The organism is Leifsonia lichenia, assembly GCF_054780215.1.
Map to the genome: position 1 here is coordinate 162,981 of NZ_BAAGWT010000008.1, position 22,577 is coordinate 185,557.

At 65.5% G+C, this 22,577-nt stretch carries 21 protein-coding genes; 10 read left to right on the plus strand and 11 right to left on the minus strand.

Annotated features, from left to right (window positions below):
* Positions 1-81: 81 nt before the first annotated feature.
* The 5 genes from ACYVGI_RS13875 to dnaA form a co-directional block, all read right to left on the minus strand.
* The gene (locus tag ACYVGI_RS13875) at positions 82-597 is read right to left on the minus strand and encodes a DciA family protein (protein ID WP_460633195.1); all 516 of its coding nucleotides are present in this window, start codon (positions 595-597) and stop codon (positions 82-84) included.
* Complete coding sequence (gene recF, locus ACYVGI_RS13880) at positions 590-1,777, minus strand: DNA replication/repair protein RecF (protein ID WP_460633196.1); 1,188 nt, start codon at positions 1,775-1,777, stop codon at positions 590-592. The genes ACYVGI_RS13875 and recF overlap by 8 nt, the downstream gene beginning before the upstream one ends.
* A gap of 6 nt (positions 1,778-1,783) precedes the next feature.
* A complete protein-coding gene (gene gnd, locus ACYVGI_RS13885) occupies positions 1,784-2,671 on the minus strand; it encodes a phosphogluconate dehydrogenase (NAD(+)-dependent, decarboxylating) (RefSeq protein ID WP_402853147.1) in 888 nt (295 codons plus the stop codon).
* 35 nt (positions 2,672-2,706) lie between these two features.
* Positions 2,707-3,852, minus strand: coding sequence for a DNA polymerase III subunit beta (gene dnaN, locus ACYVGI_RS13890; RefSeq protein ID WP_460633197.1), 1,146 nt, complete (start codon positions 3,850-3,852; stop codon positions 2,707-2,709).
* 488 nt (positions 3,853-4,340) lie between these two features.
* Positions 4,341-5,765 (minus strand): chromosomal replication initiator protein DnaA, encoded by a 1,425-nt coding sequence (gene dnaA, locus ACYVGI_RS13895; RefSeq protein ID WP_460633198.1) that lies wholly within the window; start codon positions 5,763-5,765, stop codon positions 4,341-4,343.
* A 445-nt stretch (positions 5,766-6,210) separates the two neighbouring features.
* Between dnaA and rpmH the strand changes: the two genes are divergently transcribed.
* The 8 genes from rpmH (at position 6,211) to ACYVGI_RS13935 (ending at position 12,369) form a co-directional block, all read left to right on the plus strand.
* Positions 6,211-6,348 carry a 50S ribosomal protein L34 gene (gene rpmH, locus ACYVGI_RS13900; protein WP_055897189.1) on the plus strand — a complete coding sequence of 46 codons (138 nt, stop codon included), beginning with the start codon at positions 6,211-6,213 and terminating at the stop codon, positions 6,346-6,348.
* A gap of 9 nt (positions 6,349-6,357) precedes the next feature.
* On the plus strand, positions 6,358-6,711 hold the full coding sequence (gene rnpA, locus ACYVGI_RS13905; protein ID WP_460633199.1) for a ribonuclease P protein component: 354 nt from the start codon (positions 6,358-6,360) through the stop codon (positions 6,709-6,711).
* Positions 6,708-7,019, plus strand: coding sequence for a membrane protein insertion efficiency factor YidD (gene yidD / locus ACYVGI_RS13910; protein ID WP_460633200.1), 312 nt, complete (start codon positions 6,708-6,710; stop codon positions 7,017-7,019). The genes rnpA and yidD overlap by 4 nt, the downstream gene beginning before the upstream one ends.
* A gap of 7 nt (positions 7,020-7,026) precedes the next feature.
* Entirely contained in the window at positions 7,027-7,989 is a 963-nt protein-coding gene (gene yidC, locus ACYVGI_RS13915; RefSeq protein ID WP_460633201.1) for a membrane protein insertase YidC, read from the plus strand.
* Positions 7,990-8,002: 13 nt separating this feature from the next.
* Positions 8,003-8,620 carry a Jag family protein gene (locus tag ACYVGI_RS13920; protein WP_460633202.1) on the plus strand — a complete coding sequence of 206 codons (618 nt, stop codon included), beginning with the start codon at positions 8,003-8,005 and terminating at the stop codon, positions 8,618-8,620.
* A 27-nt stretch (positions 8,621-8,647) separates the two neighbouring features.
* Positions 8,648-9,277 carry a 16S rRNA (guanine(527)-N(7))-methyltransferase RsmG gene (rsmG, locus tag ACYVGI_RS13925; protein ID WP_460633203.1) on the plus strand — a complete coding sequence of 210 codons (630 nt, stop codon included), beginning with the start codon at positions 8,648-8,650 and terminating at the stop codon, positions 9,275-9,277.
* Between the two features lie 1,224 nt (positions 9,278-10,501).
* A complete protein-coding gene (locus ACYVGI_RS13930; RefSeq protein ID WP_460633204.1) occupies positions 10,502-11,419 on the plus strand; it encodes a ParA family protein in 918 nt (305 codons plus the stop codon).
* Complete coding sequence (locus ACYVGI_RS13935) at positions 11,419-12,369, plus strand: ParB/RepB/Spo0J family partition protein (RefSeq protein WP_460633205.1); 951 nt, start codon at positions 11,419-11,421, stop codon at positions 12,367-12,369. Before ACYVGI_RS13930 ends, ACYVGI_RS13935 begins: the two co-directional genes overlap by 1 nt.
* A gap of 114 nt (positions 12,370-12,483) precedes the next feature.
* Here ACYVGI_RS13935 and ACYVGI_RS13940 read toward each other — a convergent pair whose 3' ends face one another.
* The 6 genes from ACYVGI_RS13940 to ACYVGI_RS13965 all read right to left on the minus strand — a co-directional run bounded on the left by ACYVGI_RS13940 (position 12,484) and on the right by ACYVGI_RS13965 (position 20,312).
* Positions 12,484-13,440 carry a D-alanine--D-alanine ligase family protein gene (locus tag ACYVGI_RS13940; RefSeq protein ID WP_460633206.1) on the minus strand — a complete coding sequence of 319 codons (957 nt, stop codon included), beginning with the start codon at positions 13,438-13,440 and terminating at the stop codon, positions 12,484-12,486.
* A 65-nt stretch (positions 13,441-13,505) separates the two neighbouring features.
* The gene (locus tag ACYVGI_RS13945; RefSeq protein WP_460633207.1) at positions 13,506-14,828 is read right to left on the minus strand and encodes an aminotransferase-like domain-containing protein; all 1,323 of its coding nucleotides are present in this window, start codon (positions 14,826-14,828) and stop codon (positions 13,506-13,508) included.
* Positions 14,829-14,975: 147 nt separating this feature from the next.
* Positions 14,976-15,302: a thioredoxin gene (gene trxA / locus ACYVGI_RS13950; RefSeq protein WP_055897216.1), complete on the minus strand. Its 327-nt coding sequence runs from the start codon at positions 15,300-15,302 to the stop codon at positions 14,976-14,978.
* Positions 15,303-15,316: 14 nt separating this feature from the next.
* The gene (gene trxB, locus ACYVGI_RS13955; protein ID WP_460633208.1) at positions 15,317-16,303 is read right to left on the minus strand and encodes a thioredoxin-disulfide reductase; all 987 of its coding nucleotides are present in this window, start codon (positions 16,301-16,303) and stop codon (positions 15,317-15,319) included.
* A 75-nt stretch (positions 16,304-16,378) separates the two neighbouring features.
* Positions 16,379-17,995: a murein biosynthesis integral membrane protein MurJ gene (gene murJ / locus ACYVGI_RS13960; RefSeq protein ID WP_460633209.1), complete on the minus strand. Its 1,617-nt coding sequence runs from the start codon at positions 17,993-17,995 to the stop codon at positions 16,379-16,381.
* Positions 17,988-20,312, minus strand: a complete 2,325-nt coding sequence (locus ACYVGI_RS13965; RefSeq protein ID WP_460633210.1) for a DUF6049 family protein — start codon at positions 20,310-20,312, stop codon at positions 17,988-17,990. The genes murJ and ACYVGI_RS13965 overlap by 8 nt, the downstream gene beginning before the upstream one ends.
* Positions 20,313-20,455: 143 nt before the next feature.
* Between ACYVGI_RS13965 and ACYVGI_RS13970 the strand changes: the two genes are divergently transcribed.
* The gene (locus ACYVGI_RS13970; protein ID WP_460633211.1) at positions 20,456-21,883 is read left to right on the plus strand and encodes a CCA tRNA nucleotidyltransferase; all 1,428 of its coding nucleotides are present in this window, start codon (positions 20,456-20,458) and stop codon (positions 21,881-21,883) included.
* Between the two features lie 302 nt (positions 21,884-22,185).
* Positions 22,186-22,575, plus strand: coding sequence for a 30S ribosomal protein S6 (rpsF, locus tag ACYVGI_RS13975; RefSeq protein WP_055897225.1), 390 nt, complete (start codon positions 22,186-22,188; stop codon positions 22,573-22,575).
* Positions 22,576-22,577 lie beyond the last annotated feature (2 nt).

Here is a 22,577-nt window from a genome sequence, read left to right on the forward strand (position 1 = left end):
TCTACCAAGCGCAGGGTGCCTCGGGGGGCGAAAACGCCCGTCTGACGCGTTGTTTTCCCTCGATTGACCTCTTTTGTGCACTCAACCGTAAGTATCGCGCGGGCCACGCCCTGGAATCGACCTGGGGCCTCTTTTCCAGGAGGGGGCGTCTGGGCCTTGAAAACGGATCGACTGGATGTCCGCATCCGGGAATCGATCCGCGATCCTGGCGAGGAGGTCGGAGCGCATGATCCTGAGCTGCGTCGCCCACGCCGTCGACTCGCACCTGACGGTGAGCACGCCGTCGGTGATCCCCTCCGGAATCGCGTGCTTCGCCGTCTCCTCGCCTGCCAGTTCGAGCCAGCCGGCCAGGAGGTCGGACTGCGCGAGCGAGGAGGTCCAGCCGAGCTGGACCGCGAGTGCGTCGACCACGTCGCCGAGCCCGCGCGGGTCGCGTCCCTTGCCGAAGGGCTGACTCGCCGACGGGTCGGCGTCCTTCTTCTTGACCCTGCGGCTGCGGGTGGTCGGTGCACCGCCGAAGAGTTCGCGCATCCGGAGGTAGGTCGCGGACGCATCGCTGAGCGGCGCGGCGTCGATGGATGCCTTCTGCTCAGCCATCCGTTGATCCCTTCTCCACGCCCTCTTCCACCACGGCGCCGGCTTCGATCCGCACGGTGTGAGCCGTCAGCTCGCCCGGCACATCGTCGAACACGGCCGCGGTGATGAGCACCTGCTCGTAACCCCCTACGGCGGTTGCAAGCATCCTACGCCTGGCCTGATCCAGCTCGGCGAACACATCATCGAGGATAAGGACCGGGTCGCCGGTGTTCGACTCGCGGCGCAGCAGCTCGGCGGATGCGAGCTTCAGCGCGAGCGCGAACGACCACGACTCCCCGTGGCTGGCGTAGCCCTTGGCGGGGAGCCCGTTCAGCTCGAAGAGCACGTCGTCGCGGTGCGGCCCGATGAGGGTCAGCCCGCGGTCGAGTTCCTTGCGGCGCACGGCTGCGAGGGCCTGCCGGAACGCATCGGCGGTGGCGACACCGGATGAGTCGGTTACGGGATCGGCCGGCCCGGCCTCGTCCGTGTCCTCGACCTCTGCCCCGCGGATGGTCAGCAGCGGGATGAGCCGCGGATGGTGGTCGTCGCCGGCCACGGAACGGTAGGCGTTGGTGAGCGGATCGGTGAGGCGCGCGATCAGGTCCAGGCGCGCATCCACCAGTTCGGCGCCCAACGCGACCAGGCGCTCGTCCCAGATGTCGAGAGTGCCGAGCTGTCCTTCCTTGACCCCGGACGCGCGCGCCGACTTGAGCAGGGTGTTGCGCTGCTTGAGCACGCGCTCGTAGTCGGCGAGCACTCCGGCGAAACGCGGATTCCGCTGCACCAGCAACTGGTCGATGAACCTGCGCCGGATGCTCGGCTCTCCCCGGACGAGCGCGAGGTCCTCCGGAGCGAACAGCACGCTCGAGAAGTAGCGGGGAAGCTCACGGGTCTTGATCGCCGACCTGTTCACCTGCGCCCGGTTGGCAGAACCGCGGTTGAGCTGCAGCTCCACCAGCAGTTCACGGCCGTCGTGCTGGATGCGGGTGCGCACGATGGCGGACTCCGCATCCTTGCGGATCATGGCCTGGTCGCTCGACACCCGATGCGACCCGAGGGTGCTCAGATAGCCGAGCGACTCGACCAGATTCGTCTTCCCCTGGCCGTTGCGGCCGACGAAAAGGTTCGCGCCGGCCGCAAGCGGCACTTCCGCCGTGCGGTAGTTGCGGAAGTCGGTCAGGGAAAGATGCGTAACTCTCAAAGAGGGTTAGTCCACGGCTTTCACGGCGTGGCCGCCGAACTGGTTGCGCAGCGCCGCGACGGCCTTCATCGCTGGCGAGTCCTCCTGGCGCGAGACGAAACGCGCGAAGATCGACGCGCTGATCGTGGGGACGGGCACGGCATTCGCCAGCGCCTCCTCCACGGTCCAGCGACCCTCGCCCGAATCCTGCACATAGCCTTCGATGTGCTCGAACTCCGGGTCCTGCTCCAGCGCGCGCACGAGCAGGTCGAGTAGCCAGGAGCGGACGACCGTTCCGCGCTGCCATGCCTTGAACGTGCCCGTGACGTCTTTGACGATGTCCTTGCGGGTGTCGAGCAGCTCGTAACCCTCCGCATACGCCTGCATGAGCGCATACTCGATGCCGTTGTGCACCATCTTGGCGTAGTGGCCGGCGCCGACCTCGCCGACATGGACGAAGCCCTCGTCGCGCGGGCCCTCTGGCCGCAGAGCGTCGAAGACCGGCATCACGCGCTCGACCTGCGCGGCGCTTCCGCCGACCATAAGGCCATAGCCGTTGTCGAGACCCCAGACGCCACCGGACACACCCGCATCCATGAAGTCGATGCCCTTGGGCGCGAGCTGCTCGGAGTGCTTGAAGTCCTCCGTGAAACGGGAGTTTCCTCCGTCGATCACGAGGTCGCCCTTCTCGAGCAGCGGCTCGAGATCGGTGATCACCGCATCGGTGATCGCTCCGGCGGGGACCATGACCCACACGGTGCGCGGAGCGGGCAGCGCGGCGACGAGATCGGCGAGGGTGGCGACATCCGATACCTCGGGGTTCGTGTCGTAGCCGGTCACCTCGATGCCGTTCTTCTCGAGGCGGGCACGCATGTTGTTGCCCATTTTTCCGAGACCGACGAGGCCGATGTGCATGATTGTCCTTCTTCTCTGTTCGAGCGGACGGCGGGTTACCTGAGCAGCAGGTTGGGCTGCAGGAGGTACTTGTAGTTGTCCGCGCCTGCCTGGTCCTTCGATGTCTGGCTCGTGATCAGCACAGGACCGGGCTTGTTGGGGTTTTCGGTCTTGGTGAAGGAAATGCGCACGAATTCCGAGTGCACGGCACCGAGACCATCGAGCAGGAACTGCGGTTTCAGCGAAACCACCGTTTCCTGGCCAGTGAGGAGAGCGTCGATGCTCTCGGATGCTTGAGCCTGCTCCGAACCGATGGCCTCCAGGGTGAGGCCGTCTGCGGAGAAGGTGTAACGAAGGGCGGCCTCACGCTCGAGCACGAGAGCGACGCGCCTGGTCGCCTCGATCAGCTCGGCGGTGTTGACGACCGCGTAGTTGTCGACCTGCTCGGGGAAGAGCCGTCGCACAGGGGGGAAGTTGCCCTTGATGAGCAGCGAGGTCACGGTCTTCTTGTCGGCGGTGAACGCGATGAGCTCGCGGTCGTCGCGATTCGTGATCGACACGGCGATCGTGCCGCTGTGGCCGAGCGTCTTGCCGATCTCGGTCAGCGTGCGAGCGGGAACCAGTGCGGTGACGGGCTCGCCGGAGGTGGTGCCGTTGTCCCAGTTGATCTCCCGGACGGCCACGCGGTAGCGGTCGGTCGCGACCAGGCCGAGGGTGTTATCCCCGACCTCGAGCTGCACTCCGGTGATGACCGGCGTGACATCGTCTCGGGATGCGGCGACGCCGACCTGCGCGACGGCCTCGGCGAACTCGTCGGCCGGGACGAGCCCGGCCTGACCGCTCACCTGCGGGATGCTCGGATATTCCTCGACCGGCATGGAGAGCAGGGTGAAGTTCGCTGATCCTGCGCGAACGACGATCTTGGACTCTTCCGTTGAGAACTGCACGGGCGCGTTCGGAAGCTTCGCAGCGATCTCGGCGAGCAGACGGCCGGAGACCAGCACACGACCGGGTTCTTCGACCTCGGCGGCGATCTCGGTCTGCGCCGAGACCTCGTAGTCGAACGACGAGAGCTGCAGCCCGGTGTCGGTCGTCTCGATCAGCACACCACTCAGGATGGGGAGCGTCGTCCTCTGGGGAAGGAGCTTCACGGCGAAGGAGACGGCTTCACTGAATACATCCCGGTTGGCTTGGAACTTCACGAAGTCACCTCTGTCGTCGGCGGGAAATGGATCGTGACAAATCCTAGCGCTTGCCTTCGTCGCGAAAAATTGTGATTCGAGCGATCGGGGTTCAGGTTGTCGGCCTCCCAATTCAGAAGACTTAATGATTAATGGTGTTAACCGCTGTGGAAACTGTGGATAACTCTGTCGAGGCCAGTCAACCACTGGGAACTACACGTTTGTGACTTGTTGATGAGCTGGGGATTCCTGTTGTTTGCAGGGGAACCGGGCTGTGTCGCGATCGGCCTCAATTCACAGGCATCCATGATTCGTCCCCATTAACGGGCCGGCTTTCCCACGCTTCTCCACAAGTTATCCACAGGTGTTAATAATCCACTGTCCCCACTCTGGGGACAGGTATGTGGATAACTCGACGCACTGGGTGCGCGCGAGGAGCGTGTCGCGGGCGTGGCGGAGCGCCGCCCGCGCATCCAAGGTGCTGCATCCGGAGCGGTGGGAGCGGACGGTTACTTGCTGTAGCGGTGGTTCTGCTTGATGCGGCTGGTGAGCTCGGTGACCTGGTTGTAGATCGAGCGGCGCTCTTTCATGAGTTCGCTGATCTTCTTGTTGGCGTACATCACCGTGGTGTGGTCGCGGTTGCCGAAGAGCTGACCGATTTTCGGCAGGGAGAGATTCGTGAGCTCGCGGCAGAGATACATGGCGATCTGTCGTGCCGTGGCGACGGCCTGTGAGCGACTCGAACCGTAGAGGTCGTCCACCGTGAGCTTGAAGTAGTCGGCCGTGTTGGTGATGATGTCCGTCGGCGCGATCACATTGTCGTCGTCGAGGGTGATGAGGTCTTTGAGCACCGTCTGCACCAGCGGCATATCGACGGGAGTGCGGTTGAGGCTCGCGAACGCGGTGACCCGGATGAGTGTGCCTTCGAGCTCGCGGATGTTGCTCGACACCTTCGACGCCATGAATTCGAGGATGTCGTCCGGAACCTGGATTTTCTCGCTCTGCGCTTTCTTGCGGAGGATCGCGATGCGGGTCTCCAGGTCGGGCACCTGCACGTCGGTGATGAGTCCCCACTCGAAGCGGGACCGCATCCTGTCTTCGAAGCCTGTGAGGAGTTTCGGCGGCAGATCGCTGGTGATGACCACCTGCTTGTTGTGGTCGTGCAGGGTGTTGAAGGTGTGGAAGAAGGCTTCCTGCGTCTCGACAGCCCTCTGCAGGAACTGGATGTCGTCGATCAGGAGGATGTCGATGTTGCGGTACCTGGCCTGGAAGGACGACCCGCGGTTGTTGGCGATCGAGTTGATGAAGTCGTTCGTGAACTCCTCACTGCTGACGTAGCGCACCCGGATTCCCGGGTAGAGGCTCATCGCGTAGTGGCCGATGGCGTGCAGGAGGTGTGTCTTGCCGAGGCCGGAGTCGCCGTAGATGAAGAGCGGGTTGTACGCCTTGGCCGGCGCTTCCGCGACCGCGACCGCTGCGGCGTGCGCGAAGCGGTTCGACTGGCCGATGACGAAGTTGTCGAAGCTGTACTTGGGGTTGAGGCGCGTGTCGTTGTTGCGCGGAGGTGCGGTGATCTCGACGGACGGAGCAACCATCGGCGCCGGCGACTCGATGTATGCCGCGTTGGCGGGTTCGGTCGGGCCCGCCATGGTCTCCTGCTGGATCTCCGGGTTGACCACGATCGCGAAGGTGTTGACCGCGAGCGATTCGTCGAGGCCGCCGATGGCGTTGAGCAGGGGGACGCGGCTGCGCTGCTCGATCATCCCGCGGGTGAATTCGTTCGGGACCTCCAAGTAGAAGGTTCCGGCCATGATGCCTTTCGGCTCGACCAGGCTGAGGAATCCGTGCAACTGCGGGGTGATGCGGTCGTCGGTCTCCAAGGAATCGAGCACCGTCTGCCATGCCGCAGAAATGGACTCTTCGCCGCCTGCCATCGTTCCCCGTATTCGTCTCGTGTGGATGCGGTCAACCGATGAAGCGCAGTCGACTCCATCGTTGACGTGTCCATCGGGTCGGCCGCGTGTGCGCTGCCGGAAAGGTATTCACAGGGTTATCCACCGCTGTGTGTCCAATACCGTAGCGATCTCCGGCCGATTTTGGGATGGGCTGGGGATAACTTTGGTCCTCACGGTAACTTGTCCACAGGTTGTGGATCAAATTCGTTTGCGGGCATACGGCGGCGCGTCGCTCCTCAGGTTCCTCCCATTCCTGTGCATAATCATTGGATTTGTCTCGTCTGGTTTGACCTCGTCCGCCTCAGGTCGTAGTTTTAATCAGTTGACTTCAGCCGTTTTGGCTGCCCAAAAACTTTTCACGGCCTCCCCGTGCTGGATCTTGCATCAGCACCGGCCTGTTAAGAGACCACACGGAGATAGAGATATGAGCAAGAGAACCTTCCAGCCGAACAACCGCAAGCGTGCGAAGACCCACGGCTTCCGTCTGCGTATGCGCACCCGTGCGGGTCGCGCGATCCTCGCTGCTCGCCGCAGCAAGGGCCGCACGAAGCTCTCGGCCTAGCCCTCACCGGTGCTCGCCAAAGCCAATCGCATCACGCGGGGGGCGGACTACAAGGCGACTGTGCGTCGCGGAGCTCGTTTCACTGGAGCGAACACCGTGACGTACATCCGTCGCAGTCCGAACCCGGATGTGGTGCGATTCGGCTTTATCGTGGGCAAAACCGTCGGGATCGCCGTGAGGCGCAATCTCGTGCGCAGAAGGCTCAAAGCCGTGGCTCACGAGGTACTCCCCCGGCTCCAGCCGGGGACCGACATCGTGGTCAGGGCTTTGCCAGCGTCCACTCAAGCGGAGTGGGCTACCCTGCACGAAGAGATCTCCGCCGCAATCAGCCGATTCACCAGTAGAGGCAACGTCCGTCGATGAACACCGCATTCACTGCAGTGCTCCTTCTTCCGCGGAACTGTGCCGTTTTACTGCTTCGGGCGTATCGGGCGGTCATCTCACCTCTGTACGGAGACGTCTGCCGGTATTACCCGTCCTGTTCCGCGTATGCGTTGCAGGCCATCCAGGAGCACGGAGTCGCGATCGGCACCGTGCTCGGTGTTCGCCGAATCGCCCGCTGCCATCCGTGGGCTGCTGGCGGGGTCGATGATGTCCCCCTCAAGAAGAAGCGTCGCTATCGGGTGACTCCGTTCGGATTCGTCGTCGCCACAAGCCAGGGAAAGGCCTAGTAACAACATGGACATCATCGGCACGATTCTGTGGCCCATCAAGTGGGTCGTGGAGCTCATCCTCGTTGCCTTCCACTGGCTTTTCACGCAGATCGGCCTCGACCCCGCTGCGGGTATCACCTGGGTCCTCTCGATCGTCGGACTGACGGTCGTCGTTCGCGCCGCGCTCATCCCGATCTTCGTCCGCCAGATCAAGAACCAGCGGCGGATGCTCGAGATCGCGCCGCAGTTGAAGAAGATCCAGGAGAAGTACAAGGGCAAGAAGGACCAGTTCTCGCGTGAGGCCATGTCCCGCGAGACCATGGACCTCTACAAGAAGACCGGCACCAACCCGCTGAGCTCCTGCCTTCCTCTCCTTCTCCAGATGCCCGTGTTCTTCAGCCTCTTCCAGGTGCTGAACGGGGCGCAGGGCGGCCACGCGGGTGTCGGCCCGCTGAACGCGGTGCTCGCCAAGCAGTTCGGTGGTGCGACGCTGTTCGGTGTCGCTCCCCTGCACCAGAGCTTCCAGGGCGCGATGAACGCGCACCCGCAGCAGGTGGCGGTCATGATCATCGCCGCGGTGATGGTCGTCCTGATGACCGGTTCGCAGTTCCTCACGCAGTTGCAGATCGTCTCCAAGAACATGTCGCCGGAGACTAAGGCGAGCCCCCAGTTCAAGCAGCAGCGCATCCTGCTGTACTTGCTCCCCTTCGTGTTCCTCTTCTCCGGCTTCGCCTTCCCGCTCGGCGTGATGTTCTACTGGCTGACCTCGAACCTGTGGACCATGGGCCAGCAGTTCCTCGTCATCCGCAACATGCCGACGCCCGGTTCCGACGCGGCTAAGGCTCGCGAGGCGCGCCTCGCCCGAAAGGGCAAGCTCGTGCAGGAGGACGGTGCCGTCGTCCTGACCGTTGAAGAGGCCCCCAAAAAGACCACGCAGCGAGTTCAGCCAGTGGGCAAGAACCGCGCTAAGAAGCAGGCCGGAAACTAGTAGGGATCCCAGAATGACCGATGTGCAGCAGACCGAGTCCGTCGTCGAGCCGGTGGTGATCGAGGATTCGGCTCCGGAGGCTTCGTTCACCGACGCGACCGAAGATTCGTCAGAAGCTCAGGCGCTCGAAGGCGGCGCATCCGAGGGCCGGGGCGAGTACGCTGAGCCGACGGCCGCGCAACTCGACCAGGAAGGCGACATCGCCGCCGACTACATCGAGGAACTGCTCGACATCGCCGACATCGACGGCGACATCGACATTGACGCCCGGAACGGCCGCTCGTACATCTCGGTGAACGCTGACGAGAACGCCAACCTCCGCCTCCTCTCGAAGCCGGACACGGTGACCGCCCTGCAGGAGCTCACGCGCCTCGCTGTGCAGAACAAGACGGGCTCGTTCTCGCGCCTGATCCTGGACATCGCCGGCTCGCGTGACGCTCGCCAAGCAGAGCTGGCAACACTTGTCGACCACGCTATTTCGCGCATCGAAGAGGGCGCCGCTCAGGCCGCCCTCCCGGCGATGTCTTCGTACGAGCGCAAGCTGGTCCACGACATCGTGTCGGAGCGCGGCTTTGTCTCGAACTCGCAGGGCGAGGGTCGCGACCGCCACACGGTCATCACCAAGGCTTAGGTTTCACGTGGAACGGTGGGGTTTTCGGTGACTGACGACCTCGAGGCCGAGCCGGGTGCTGCTGCCGCTCTTTTCACTGAGCAGATTGAGGTGGCTCGTCGGTTCACGGCGAACCTTGCCTCCCAGGGTGAAGAGCGTGGCCTCATCGGGCCGCTCGAACTCCCCCGCTTGTGGTCCCGCCACATCCTGAACAGTGCGATCGTCGCGCCCCTACTGCGCCCGGGACGTGTCGGCGATATCGGGAGTGGTGCCGGCCTTCCTGGCCTTGTCCTGGCGATTGCCCGCCCGGACGTCTCATTCGTGCTGATCGAGCCCATGGAGCGACGGGTCGCCTGGCTCAACGAACAGGTCGCCGAGCTGGGGTTGTCGAATGTCGAAGTAGTCAGAGCGCGAGCAGAGGACGTCCACTTGGATGTCCCACTCGACCAGGTGACCGCTCGCGCAGTGAGTGCCTTCCGAAAGCTTCTCCCCCTCACCGCTCCCCTGCTTCGTGACGGCGGTGAACTCGTTCTGATGAAGGGCGCCGCCGCGCAGGCCGAAGTGGATGCGGCTACGAAAGAGATTCGCAAGTACAAAGTCCATGAAATCGAGGTTTTGACCCTTGGTCAGGACGTCCTGGACGAGGTTACAAGGGTGATTCGCGCGACCGTGCGGTAACGGGGCGGGCTTAGGATCGTTCCTGTGGCGTTGAAGCAGGTGCATTTCGGGCGTATATGCCCTGAGTATGTGTTGCTTCTGTGGGGGCGAAGGCCGATGATCGATGCAGGCCGGGCGTTGGTGTGTTTCACGTGAAACGGGTTAGGTGGAGTAGTTCGAGCTTCCCCGACGGCCCTCGCACCTTGAGTACTCCTCGATGCCAGGCGGTCTACTCCGCACATCCCCCGGTCATGTATACCTCGGTAGGCGCGACCGTATCCGGTGCGTAGTCGTCGCACTTGGACGCCGATCGCGGCTAGGGTCGGCCACTGCGGGGTAAGTTGGCGCGAGTCTCCGCGCGTGCTTGCTGGTTGTTTGGGTATCAACGGCGCAACGGGGCTCCCCCAATTGGGCCAGCCAGCTGCCGCTTCGAAGACAATTCGATGGAGGGCTTGCGCGGGGCTGGTTTCCTGACGGTTGTGGTGTGCGCGACAGTGCCGCGGATCATTCGTGTGGTAGCAGTGGGCGGGCAATCAGGACACAGCGCATCGTGTGCGTTCGCGCTGGTTTCACGTGAAACGATCATTGGATGCGTGGTTTACACGCGCAGGGTCCCGCCCACCGGGCCGCATCCAACTAGCCCCCGGCTTGAAACGGTGAGCTGACGTCACCGCCGACCGCTGCGGGTCTGCGGAGGTGGATGCGGGCCCCGCCCGACATGCGCGCGACCATTCGCTGCTCGGCCTAGGGATGCTGTGATCACCTGTTTCGGAGCCTCGCGGGTTGGATGCACGCATCTACTCCGAGCTGCAATCGAGTTGCTGAATGGGAGCCGATATACACGTAGGTTGGTATCCGCATCGGCACAGTCGACCGATATTCACTGGGTAGAGCACAAGTCGGCGAATTGGCGGATGAGGGGGCTGGGTCATCGGCTAGCCGAGCGTGGGAGGGCCCCCGCCTCGTTTCACGTGAAACGTCGCTGGCGATCCGCGAACGATGGATGAACTTCCCTGCAAGATGGCGCTGGAACAGACGCCAGCCCGATCGCTGATCCCGACTCGCCTGGCGCCGGAAACTCCACAGTGCGTCGGCGGACGGAGATATCCACAGCGCGCCACGAAGCGGACCGAAGCGCGACGCATCCGAGATAGAGTTGAATGACGGCCGCGGAGCGCGCGGTCTCCCCCGCACTTACTCCAGACACCCGGTGCCGTGCACCATGATCGAGCGACAAGGTTTCACGTGAAACAACCGGACCAGGATGCCCAGGTCGGAACGAGTCCTGCGAGCTTCGACGCATCCACGCCGTTGGCGCAGGAGATTCATGAACTGACGAGGCGTCGTGAGGCTATTGCTTCCGAGACACTCCCCCTTCCGTCGCGGACGCGCATCTTCACGATCTCGAACCAGAAGGGCGGCGTCGGAAAGACGACGACCGTCGTGAATCTGTCGGCCGCGCTCGCAAAGTCGGGGGCGCGCGTCCTGGTGATCGACCTTGATCCGCAGGGGAACGCATCCACTGCCCTCAGCGTGGAGCACCGCGAGGGCACGCCGAGCGTGTACGACGTGATCGTGAACGACAAAGAGCTGGATGAGGTCATCCAGAAGTGCCCCGAGTTCGATGGTCTCTTCGTGGTGCCCGCCACGATCGACCTCGCGGGGGCTGAAATCGAGCTCGTCTCGATGGTGGCGCGCGAGCAGCGGCTCGGTCGGGCGCTGACCCGGTTCCTGGATGAGTACGACTTCGACTATGTCCTGATCGACTGCCCCCCTTCCCTTGGGCTGCTGACGATCAATGCCTTCGTTGCTGCCACCGAGGTTTTGATTCCCATTCAGTGCGAGTACTACGCACTTGAGGGACTGAGTCAGCTACTCAAGAACATTCAGCTCATCGAGCGACACCTCAATCCGAAGCTGCAGGTTTCGACGATTCTGCTCACGATGTACGACTCGCGCACCAACCTGGCCCACCAGGTAGCCGAGGATGTGCGGGATCACTTCCCCAAGGAAGTTCTCAAGACGATCATTCCGCGCTCCGTCCGTATTTCGGAGGCCCCCAGCTACGGGCAGAGCGTTATCAGTTACGACACGAACTCATCGGGCTCGCTCTCCTACCTGGAGGCGGCCGCCGAGATTGCACGCAGAGGAGCACCCCGCTAATGGCAGCGAAGCGCACAGGATTGGGCCGAGGAATCGGCGCGCTCATCCCCACCACCGACCAGTCGGCGCGCCCGGTCGACGTGTTCTTCCCCGAATCCTCCGGCACGGCGGTGAAGGAAGACCTCGTCGCGGTGCCGGGAGCGCGTCTCGCAAACCTCTCCCCCGCGGACATCGTGCCCAACGCCGTGCAGCCGCGCACCGAATTCGACCGCGAGGCGCTCGATGAGCTGGTGGCGAGCATCCGCGAGGTCGGTGTCCTGCAGCCGGTAGTGGTGCGGCCCATACCGGGCCAGCCGGACAAGTACGAGCTGATCATGGGTGAGCGCCGACTGCGCGCCACCAAAGAAATCGGGCTCGACACCATTCCGGCCGTCGTCAAGGACACTGCCGATGAGGACATGCTCCGGGATGCGCTTCTCGAGAACCTGCACCGGTCTCAGCTCAATCCTCTCGAAGAAGCATCCGCGTACCAGCAGTTGCTCGCGGACTTCGGCATCACGCAGGAAGAGCTCGCGTTCCGCATCGGGCGGTCGCGTCCCCAGATCACCAACACGCTGCGTCTCCTGAAACTGCCATCGGCCGTTCAGAGCAGGGTTGCGGCGGGCGTTCTGAGCGCTGGACACGCGCGAGCGATCCTGTCGGTCGGCGATGAGGAGGCGATGGCGCGGCTCGCGGACAAGATCGTCAACGAAGACCTGTCAGTGCGCGCAGCAGAGGCCGCGGCGAGCAAGAGCCCGAAGCCGGTGCGCACGAAAGCCACTGCAGGTAAGCACCGGGGACACCTGGACGAGATCGCCGAAAAGCTCGGCGACCGCCTGAATACGCGGGTGAAGATCTCGCTCGGGGCAAGAAAAGGCCAGATCGTGGTCGATTTTGCGACAATCCAGGATCTCAACCGCATCCTGGACGAAATCGGCCAGGAAAGCTTCAGCCGGCCGACCTTCCGCTAGCGAAAGCGGCGCGCATCAACGCCGCGCGCCAGCGTCAGCTAGCCGCCCCCGCTGTAGCCGACCCGCCCCTGGTCCCGTGCGCGTCCCCTACGCGCCCTGCGCGCCCTGCGCGCCCTACGCGCCCGCGATTGCCGCCAGCGCCAACGCCGCGTACACATCCCCGAGATCGCGGCCCGATGCAGCGATCGCCTGCGGCATGATCGACGTCTCGGTCAGCCCGGGGAGCACGTTGGCCTCCAGGAACCACGGCACTCCGTCCGCATCCACGATCAGGTCGATGCGCGACAGGTGGCGCAGACCGAGTGCGACGTGTGCCGTGGTCGCAGCGGCGGCGACCGCCGCGGCGGCGGCCTCGTCCAGGCGTGCGGGCGTGTAGAACCGCGTCTCGCCGGCGTTGTAGCGGGCATCGAACGTGTACGCGCCCGCCACAGGCTCGATCTCGACCGCGGGAAGCGCCTCAGGGCCCTCCCCCGCGTCCACGACCGCCACCGAGACTTCGGTGCCCGAGACCTTGCGCTCGATGAGGGCGACGTCGGCGTACGTGTACGCATCCACCATCGCGCGCGGCAGCTCGTCCGCCCGCTCGACGATCGTCACGCCCTGGGCAGAACCGCCCTGGGCGGGCTTCACCACCAGTGGGACGCCGAGGCCGTCGAGCACCGTCGCCAGCACACTGTTCGCGCCAAGCTCCCGGAACGTCTCCTTCGGCAGTACGACGGATGCCGGTGTCGCCACCCCCGCTCGAGCCACGACCGTCTTGGCGGCGGGCTTCGACCAGGCGAGACGCGAAGCATCCGTGCGGGAGCCGACGAACGGGATGCCCGTCAGTTCCAGCAGGGCACGCAGCGCGCCATCCTCACCGCTGGCACCGTGCAGAGCGGGCCACACCACATCCGGTCGGTTCTCGCTGAGGAAGCCCAGCAGTGACGCATCAGGGTCGCGGAAGGTCACGTGATGCCCCAGCGAGTTGAGCGCGTCGGCGACGCGGCGGCCGCTGCGCAGCGAGATGTCGCGTTCGTGCGAGATCCCACCGGCCAGCACAACGATGTCGAGAGCGGCTTTTTCTGCCATGATCAGCTCTTTTCTTGAGAACAAAGCGGGTACGACGTCAGCGGGCGGGTGCGCGCGGGCGGCGATCAGCGCAGGTCGGTGGGCGGGTTCGGGCTGTTCGTCTCACGACGGGAGGAGAACAGCGGGCCGGTTCCTGCGAAGGTGTCCAGCAGGTCCTGCTCGCCGTTGATCACGTTCGCCAGCCTGCGCACCCCGACCCGGATGCTCTCCGGCGTCGGATAGCAGAACGACAAACGGATGTTCTGGGCGCCGGAGCCGTCCGCGAAGAACGCCGTACCGGGTGTGTATGCGACCAGCTCTGTCACAGCGCGGGGCAGCATCGCCTTCGAGTTCAAGTGCGACGGGAGGGTCAGCCACACGTAGAAGCCGCCGTTCGGGTTCGTCCAGGTCAGCTCGGGCAGGTACTCCTCCAGCGCGGAGATCATCGTCTCCTTGCGCTCCCGGTAGACGCCGCGGAAGGTGTCGATCTGCCCCTTCCAGTCGGCGTCGCGCAGATACTCCGAGATCACGAGCTGACTGAACGAGCTCGGGCTCAGCACGGCCGCCTCGTTCGCCAGGATCAGCTTCTCGCGGATCGCGTGCGGCGCCAGCGCCCACCCGACCCGGAAACCGGGAGCGAGCGTCTTCGAAAACGTGCCCAGATACACGACGCCGTCCTGCTCGACGGAGCGCATCGCCTCCGGCGGACGCGAACCGAAGTAGAGCAGGCCGTACGGATTGTCCTCAAGCACGAGGATGTCGTTGGCCTTCGCGATCTCCAGGATCTCCAGGCGGCGCTCCCAGCTCAGCGTCACACCGGCCGGATTGTGGAACGTCGGCACCGTATACAAGAACTTCACCTTGCGGCCAGCGGTCTTCAAGCGCGCGATGTGCTCGCGCAGCGCCTCGGGGATGAGGCCGTGCTCGTCCATCGGCACGTGGTCGACCTCGGCCTGATACGAGCGGAAGATCACCATCGCGGTGACGTAGCTCGGGCCCTCGGCGAGCACCACATCCCCCGGATCGATGAAGAGCTTGCTGAACAGCTCCAGCGCGTGCTGCGACCCTGTGGTGACCACCACGTCGTCAGCGCTCGCCTTGATGCCCTCGAGCGCCATCACATCCAGAATCTGCTCGCGCAGCGCGGGAACGCCCTGGCCGGAGCCGTACTGCAGCGCCACGGGCCCCTGCTCTCGCATCACCCGGTCCATCGCTCCGACGACCAGATCCTCGGGGAGCGCCGCGACATAGGGCATACCGCCGGCCAGGGAGACCACCTCTGGCCTGCTGGCGACGGCGAACAGGGCTCGGACCTCACTGGCGGCCAGGCCGCTGGTGCGCTGCGCGTAGTGGTTGTACCACGGGTCCAGATTGTTGCCGCGTGAAAGCGGGCTGCCCTGTTCAGTCACTTGTCTTCCGTTTCTTACGCCGTTTGCCAATGCTATTTGGGTGGTGCGCCGAGCCCGAAATCGGGGGATGCGCGATGGGGCACGACCGAGTACAAAAAAAGACCCGCCCGGCGTGTGTGCCGGACGGGTCTGTGAAGAGCTGGTCGGCTACGCGAGGTAGGCGGCCAGGTCGGCTTCGAGGGCAGGCTTCGGCTTGGCGCCGATGACGGTCTTGACGACCTCTCCGCCCTGGTACACCTTCATCGCGGGGATGGAGGTGATCTGGTACTTCGCCGCGGTCTGCGGGTTCTCGTCGACGTTGAGCTTCACGATCTCGATCTTGTCGGAGTGCTCGGCGGCGATCTGGTCGAGGATCGGGCCCACGGCGCGACACGGGCCGCACCACTCTGCCCAGAAGTCGACGAGGATCGTCTTCTCGCTGTTGAGGACGTCGCTCTCGAAAGAGGCGTCCGTGACCGAACGTGCTGCAGACATTTCTTGGTTCTCCTTTATGCGGTGGTGGTGAGTTCGAGGTCGCCGGATTCGACCTCAGCGGTCTGGTCCAGCAGGTCTTTGGGGAGGGTTGCGAGGTACTGCTCGGCGTCGAGAGCGGCGACAGTTCCGGATGCGGCTGCCGTCACGGCCTGACGGTAGTGCGGGTCGATCACGTCACCGGCGGCGAACACACCGGCCACCTTGGTCTTCGACGAGCGGCCGGCGACAGCGATGGTCCCCTCCGGCGTCAGGTCGAGCTGACCGTGAACCAGGTGGACGCGCGGGTCGTTTCCGATCGCGATGAACAGGCCCTGAAGCTCAAGCGTGCTCTCCTCGCCGGACTGCACATCGCGAAGTGTGACGCTCTGCACAGTCTCCTCGCCGTTGATGGCGACGACCTCGGAGTTCCACACGAACTCGATCTTCTCGTTCGCGAAAGCGCGGTCCTGCATGATCTTGGATGCACGCAGCTCGCCCTTGCGGTGGATCACGTAGACCTTGTCGGCGAAACGGGTGAGGAAGTTGGCCTCCTCCATCGCAGAGTCACCGCCGCCGACGACCGCGATCGTGCGCTCCCGGAAGAAGAAGCCGTCGCAGGTGGCGCACCAGGACACACCGTGTCCGGACAGGCGCTCCTCGTCGTGAAGACCGAGCTTGCGGTACGCGGAACCCGTGGCGAAGATCACCGAGAGGGCCTCGTGCTTGACACCGGAACCCAGGGTGACGCTCTTCACGTCGCCGGTGAGGTCGACGGACACGACGTCGTCGAGGACGACCTCCGTGCCGAAACGCTCGGCCTGCGCCTGCATCTTGAACATGAGGTCGGGGCCCATGATGCCCTCGGGGAAACCAGGGAAGTTCTCGACCTCGGTGGTGTTCATGAGTTCGCCGCCGGCTTCGACGGAGGAAGCGATCAGCAGCGGCCGGAGGTTGGCACGTGCGGCGTAGATGGCCGCGGTGTAACCGGCTGGGCCGGAACCGATGATGATGATCTGCCGCACGGCGGGAGCTCCTTGCACTATCTGTGACGGTCCAGAACCGGGCCGCTGAGGTGTAGAACACATCCTAGGCGGATGCTATTCCGTTTCACGTGTGAGTTCGGAGCGGACACCCAAACGGTTCAGAACCGGCGCAAGACCGGCCTGCAGGTCGCGCGAACGCAGCAGGGTCAGGATGCCGATGTACACCACGAGCATCACCACTCCGACGACCGCGGAGGACACGACGGCGCCGACGATCCCGCTCACGGGGAAGGCGCCCGCATCCACCCCGCCCATGATCACGAGGAAGCCTCCGCCTGCGACCATCGCGGCCAGAGCGGCCACCAGGAAGCGCCACAGCCCGCTCAGGATGCGCCGGCCATCCACTCCCCCTGTGCGGCGGCGCAGCAGGGCGAACGCCAGGACGGCCTGCGCCACGCTCGCCAGTGACACCACCAGCGCGACGGATGCGGCGCGCACCTCGGCGGGCACGGAGAGGCACACGAGGACGCCGATCACGATCACGATCACCTGCGCCAGCGTGAAGAAGAACGGTGTGCGCGTGTTGCCGAGCGAATAGAAGGCACGCTGGGCCATGAACACGAGCGAGAACGGCACCAGGCCGACCAGGTAGGCGATCAGCACCCACCCGAACGCCTGGTAGTCGACCGTGAACACCCGCGCCACGGGGAAGGCGACCACGATCAGCGCGGCGGCGGAGAACGTGATCAGCAGCATGATCGAGCGGGTGGCGGAGGAGAAGTCGCTGCGGAAGGACGCGACGTCCCTCAGATGAGCGTGCTCGGCCATCCTGGTGTAGAAACTGGTCACGATCGAGACGGCGATGATGCCGTGCGGGAGCATGAAGATGAGCCACGCGTTGTTCATCACGAACGGTCCGGCGTTTCCCGTGCCGGCCGAGTTGGCGACGTTGGTCTCCACCAGACCGGCCACCTGCGTGGCGATCAGCATCGCGAACGTCCAGCCGGCCGCCTTGCCTGCGTGGCCGAGGTTCACACCGCGCCAGCCGAAGTCGAAGCGGAAACGCAGGCCGATGCGCCGCCAGAAGAAGAACAGGATGAGGGCTTGCACGGCCACGCCGAGCGTCGCGCCACCGGCGAGGAGCGCGATCATCCCCGCGGTCCAGTCGTGGCTTCTGGTGCCCCCAGGGTCCGCGCCGAACGTCACGATGAAGACGATGAGCATCCCGATCGCGATGATGTTGTTGACGACGGGCGCCCAGGTGAACGGACCGAACGACTTGCGGGCGTTGAGCACTTCGCCGAGCAGCGTGTACAGCCCGAGGAAGAAGATCTGCGGGAGCGACCAGTACGCGAACGCGGTCGCCAGGTCGGCTTTCGCGCCACGCAGACCGAACAGCGCGATCAGCACGGGCGACAGCAGGGTCGCGACGAGCGCGACGACGGCGAAGACGACGATGCCCAGCGTGACCAGCTTGTTGATGTAGGCCTTGCCGCCGTCCGCGTTGACCGATGCGCGCACGATCTGCGGCACGAGGATCGCGTTCAGGATGCCCTGAGCGATGATCGCGTAGATGCTGTTCGGGACGATGGTCGCGGTGGCGTACGCGTTGGAAGCGAACGCCACGGCCCCGATCGCCTGCAGCAGCAGCCACGCCTTCGCGAAGCCCAGGATGCGCGAGACGAGCGTCCCAGAGGCGAGCACGGCGCTGGCGCGGCCGATGCTAGCCACGGGCGCCTCCGTCCGGCGGGGTCGTGGGGTCGGCGGGTGGCTCGGCGGCGGCGTCCTCTGCGTCATCGGCGGCTGCGTCCTCTGCGTCCTCGGCGACGGCGTCCTCCGCGGCAGCCTCCTCCGTGTCCTCCGCGTCCTCGCCCGCGGCCGCATCCCCTGCCTGCTCCTTGCGGCGCTGGTCGCGGCGGCGCAGGATGTTGCGCACGATGCCGAACCCGAACAGCAGCACGAGGAGGATGCCGAAGATCAGCGCCCCGATGCCCTCCCAGTCGGCGTGCACATCCACGGTCACAGCGCTCGGGTCGCCGATCGGAACGCCGGTGGGGCTGTAGAGGCGCAGGGACAGCACCACCTGGCCGTTGCCGAGCTTGGCCTTGACCGGCACCAGCATGGTCGCGCGGGAGTCCTGCGGGATGCGCTTGGTCGCGTTCTGGTCGATCTCCAGCCTGCTGTTGGAGGGCGACGCGGTGAGCACCAGGTTCGCCGCCTCGTCCTTCAGCTCGTTGCTGACCGTGAACGGGATGGAGCCCTGCGCGCTCACGAGGTTGACGTTCTCGGTGGGCAGGATCTTGATCGAGTGCAGGGTGTCGACCGTCGACTTCCGTGAGGCCGCCACCGCGGCCGTCCAGTCGGTGCGCGGATTCTGCCAGGACACGGCGAGCAGGGTGAGCAACTGGGCGCGGGTGCGTCCGGTCATCGTCTCCGGCTTGTCGAGGACCGTGGCGAAGGCGTTGAGCGACTGCTCGTCTTGCACCAGAGCCTTGATGTTGTCGGTGCGGGTCTGCGGTTCGGGTGCGTCCGCCAGCGCCAGCCCGGAAGAAGAGGGCGCAGCCGAGGTGGACGGCAACGTGGATGGGGTCGACCACGGCGACGCGAACAACGACTCCAGGGTGCGGCGCAACTGGGTGCCGCTCGACGGCCAGGAACGGTCGAACGAGATGAGGAGCTGCTTGGACTGCGAGCCCTCCGCGCTGATCAGTTCGAGCTGGGCGTTGACCTTCGACATCGCCGTGTTCCAGGCGACGTCGCTCGGCGCGGACTCGGCCTGACGGATGGCGGTCGACAGGGCCTCGTCGGAGACCAGCATCTTGCCGCCGTCGAACGACAGCGGCGCGTTGGGGGTGCTCTCCAGGGTCTTCTGGTTGGTGTTCGAGCCGGAGACGATCACGCTGCGCAGGCCGGCGGCGGCGAGCGGGGCGAGATCCGCCGCGCGCACCGTGTTGTCGCCCGGCCAGCCGATGCCGGTGAGCGAGTACTTCCAGGCCACCAACTCGTCCAGCGTCGGCAGGGTGACATCGGTGCCGGAGGTGGGAGTGGGCGTCGGCGTCTCGGCCGGAGGGGTCGGCGTCGCGGTGGACGGCTCGCCGACCGGAGTGGGCGACGGGGTGAAGTTCTTCGGGTCGAGCGCGTAGGAGAGCGAGGTCGGCGCGAGCGGGGCGGGGATGCCCGCCTGGAGCTGGCCGGTGACATCGGCGTCGCCGAAGCCGAGGGAGAAGGTGTCGTTGGGGAGGCCGGCGAGGCGGTTCAGCCAGTCGCTCGCGCTCGGCGGCGCCGCGTTGCCGAGCGCTCGGATGGACGCGACGATCATCGGGTCGATGCCGACCGTGACCGTGCTGTGGCCGATCAGGCCGTCCAGGTCGCGGGTCAGGACGCCGTTCGGGGCAGTGTACGTGGTGAGGTCGGCGGCCGAGATGAGCCCATCGGACGTGGAAGGGCTGACGATCGGCATCACGACGCTGAGCTCGGAGCGGGTGCCTGCGACGCCGGGGTTCCAGGTGACGCTGCCCCGCGCATCCACTGTCTTGCCGCCGGCGGAGACCGTGGCGCCGATGCCGTAGACGGCGGAGGCCGGGTTGGTGCCGAACGGGACGGTCGCGGCGGGAACGGTGACCCGGACGACGGTGCTGGTGCCGGGCTCGAGGACCGTGAGGGGCGCCTCGCCGAGCGTCGTCGTGCTGGACACGGCCGTGGTGGAGGTGAGCCAGGAGTCGAGGGAGGCGCGCGACTTCTGAGCGGCGGGGTCGAGCCAGAGGGTGACGGAGCCCGCGGGATACGAGCTGTCGGTGGGGTTGGTGACGGTGACGGAGACGACGAGGTCTTGCGTCGGGGAGAGCACTCCGCCGTTGTCGGCGGCGAGGGAAGCGGAGATGTCGTCGGTCGTCGCGGCGGCGACAGTGGATGCGACGCCAGTGATGGCGCTGCTGCTCGCGGTGGCGCTGCTGCCCGCTCTCGCATCCCGCACGGCGGCGCTGGATGCACCGGCCGGTACAAGCGCGACGGCCACAGCCGCGCAGACGAGCGCGGCGAGGCCTCTCACCCCATGCAGTCGGGTGAATCGGGGTGCGCTCATGCGACGATGCACGATCCCGACTCGGCCTCCATGTCGACGATTCTAGAGGCCGCCCGCTGTGAGACCCCGACGAGCGCGCCAGGGGGGCACCCCTATTAAACTGGTGCACCATGCACAGCGTCGCCGATTCCCTCGCTCGCCTCGGCGACCTCGCCCGTTCGGCGACTGTCTCGACGCTGGCCTCCGCGTTCGCCGGAGCGGGGTACGAGCTCGCCCTGGTCGGCGGCCCCGTGCGGGATGCGCTGCTCGATCGGCCGGTGCACGATCTCGACTTCACGACCGATGCTCGGCCGGACGACATCCTCCGCGTCGTCGCCCCTCTGGCGGATGCGGTGTGGGACATCGGACGGCAGTTCGGCACGATCGGCGCCCGGTTCGGCGAGGACACGGTCGAGATCACGACCTACCGCACCGACAGCTACGACGGCACGACGAGGAAGCCGGACGTCGAGTTCGGCGACACGCTCGAAGGCGACCTCCTGCGCCGCGACTTCACCGTGAACGCCCTGGCCCTGCGCATCCCCGAGGTGAAGCTGGTCGACCCGTCCGGCGGGGTGGAGCATCTGCTGAGCCGCACGCTCACCACGCCGAGCACGCCGGCCATTTCGTTCGGCGACGACCCGCTGCGGATGATGCGGGCGGCGCGATTCACCTCGCAGCTCGGCTTCACCGTCGACGAGGAGACCAGGGATGCGATGGCCGAGCTGGCCGACCGCATCGAGATCGTCAGCGCTGAGCGCGTGCGCGACGAGCTCAGCAAACTGCTGTGCACCGACGACCCGCGGCCGGGCATCGAACTGCTGGTCTCCACGGGGCTCGCCGCGCTGGTCATCCCCGAGATCCCCGCGCTGCGGCTGGAGATCGACGAGCACCACCACCACAAAGACGTGTACCAGCACAGCCTCACGGTGCTCGATCAGGCGATCGGCTACGAGAAGGAGCGGCACCCGGGGGAGGCGCCCGACCTGGTGCTGCGGCTCGCCGCGATCCTGCACGACATCGGCAAGCCGGCCACGCGCAAACTGGAGCCGGGCGGCGTGGTCAGTTTCTACCATCACGACGTGGTCGGCGCGAAGCTCGCGAAGAAGCGACTGACGGCACTGCGGTTCGACAAGGCGACCATCGACTCGGTGTCCAGGCTGATCGAACTGCACCTGCGGTTCTTCGGCTACGCGGACGCCCACTGGACCGACTCTGCCGTGCGCCGCTACATCCGGGATGCGGGGCCGGAGCTCGAGCGGCTGCACATGCTCACGCGCGCCGACGTCACCACCCGCAACCGGCGCAAGGCCGACAGGCTCGGGTTCGCGTACGACGACCTCGAGGCGCGCATCAGCGAGCTGAAGGAGAAAGAGGAGCTGGATGCGGTGCGTCCCGACCTCGACGGCGAGCAGGTCATGCGCATCCTGGGCCTCACGCCGAGCAGGGAGGTGGGTCAGGCGATGAAATTCCTGCTGGAGTTGCGGCTCGACGACGGCCCGCTCGGCGAGGAGGAGGCGACCAGGCGGCTGCTGGCGTGGTGGGACGAGCAACACTGACGCTCGGTTCTCCACAGGGCGGCTCAGCGGTCTGGTTATCCACCGATCCCTGACCGACCGTGTCTGGATGCGCCATCCCCCGCGAGGGTGGATGCATGACCAACGCTCTCGTCGAAGCCCCGCCCATCGCCCCGCCCATCCCTGTGTCCACTACCGTGTCCGCCGCCGCCGACTGGCGCGACACGCCCGCGTCCGCTACGCTGGACAGGTTGTCTGGGCAGACGTATGCCCGCACGACAGATGTAGAACCCTCCTGCTACAGACCGTCTGTAGCCGCCAAGTCCAAAGGAGGTGGGTTAGTCATGCATCAGTACGAGTTGATGGTCATCCTCGATCCAGAGATCGACGAGCGCACCGTTGCTCCCAGCCTTGACAAGTTCCTCAACGTCGTTCGCGACGCGGGTGGATCCGTCGACAACGTCGACATCTGGGGCCGCCGCCGTCTCGCCTACGAGATCAACAAGAAGACCGAGGGCATCTACGCCGTCGTTCAGCTGACCTCGAACGGTGAGACCACCAAGGAGCTCGACCGCCAGCTCAAGCTGAGCGAGGCCGTCATGCGCACCAAGGTCCTCCGTGCAGAAGAGGCGATCGCTCAGGTCGCCGCCGCTGCGAAGCTCGCCGACGAGAAGGCCGCCCGCAAGGCTGCCGCTCCCGCCAAGGCTGCCGCCGCCGACAAGGCTGGCGCCTAGTC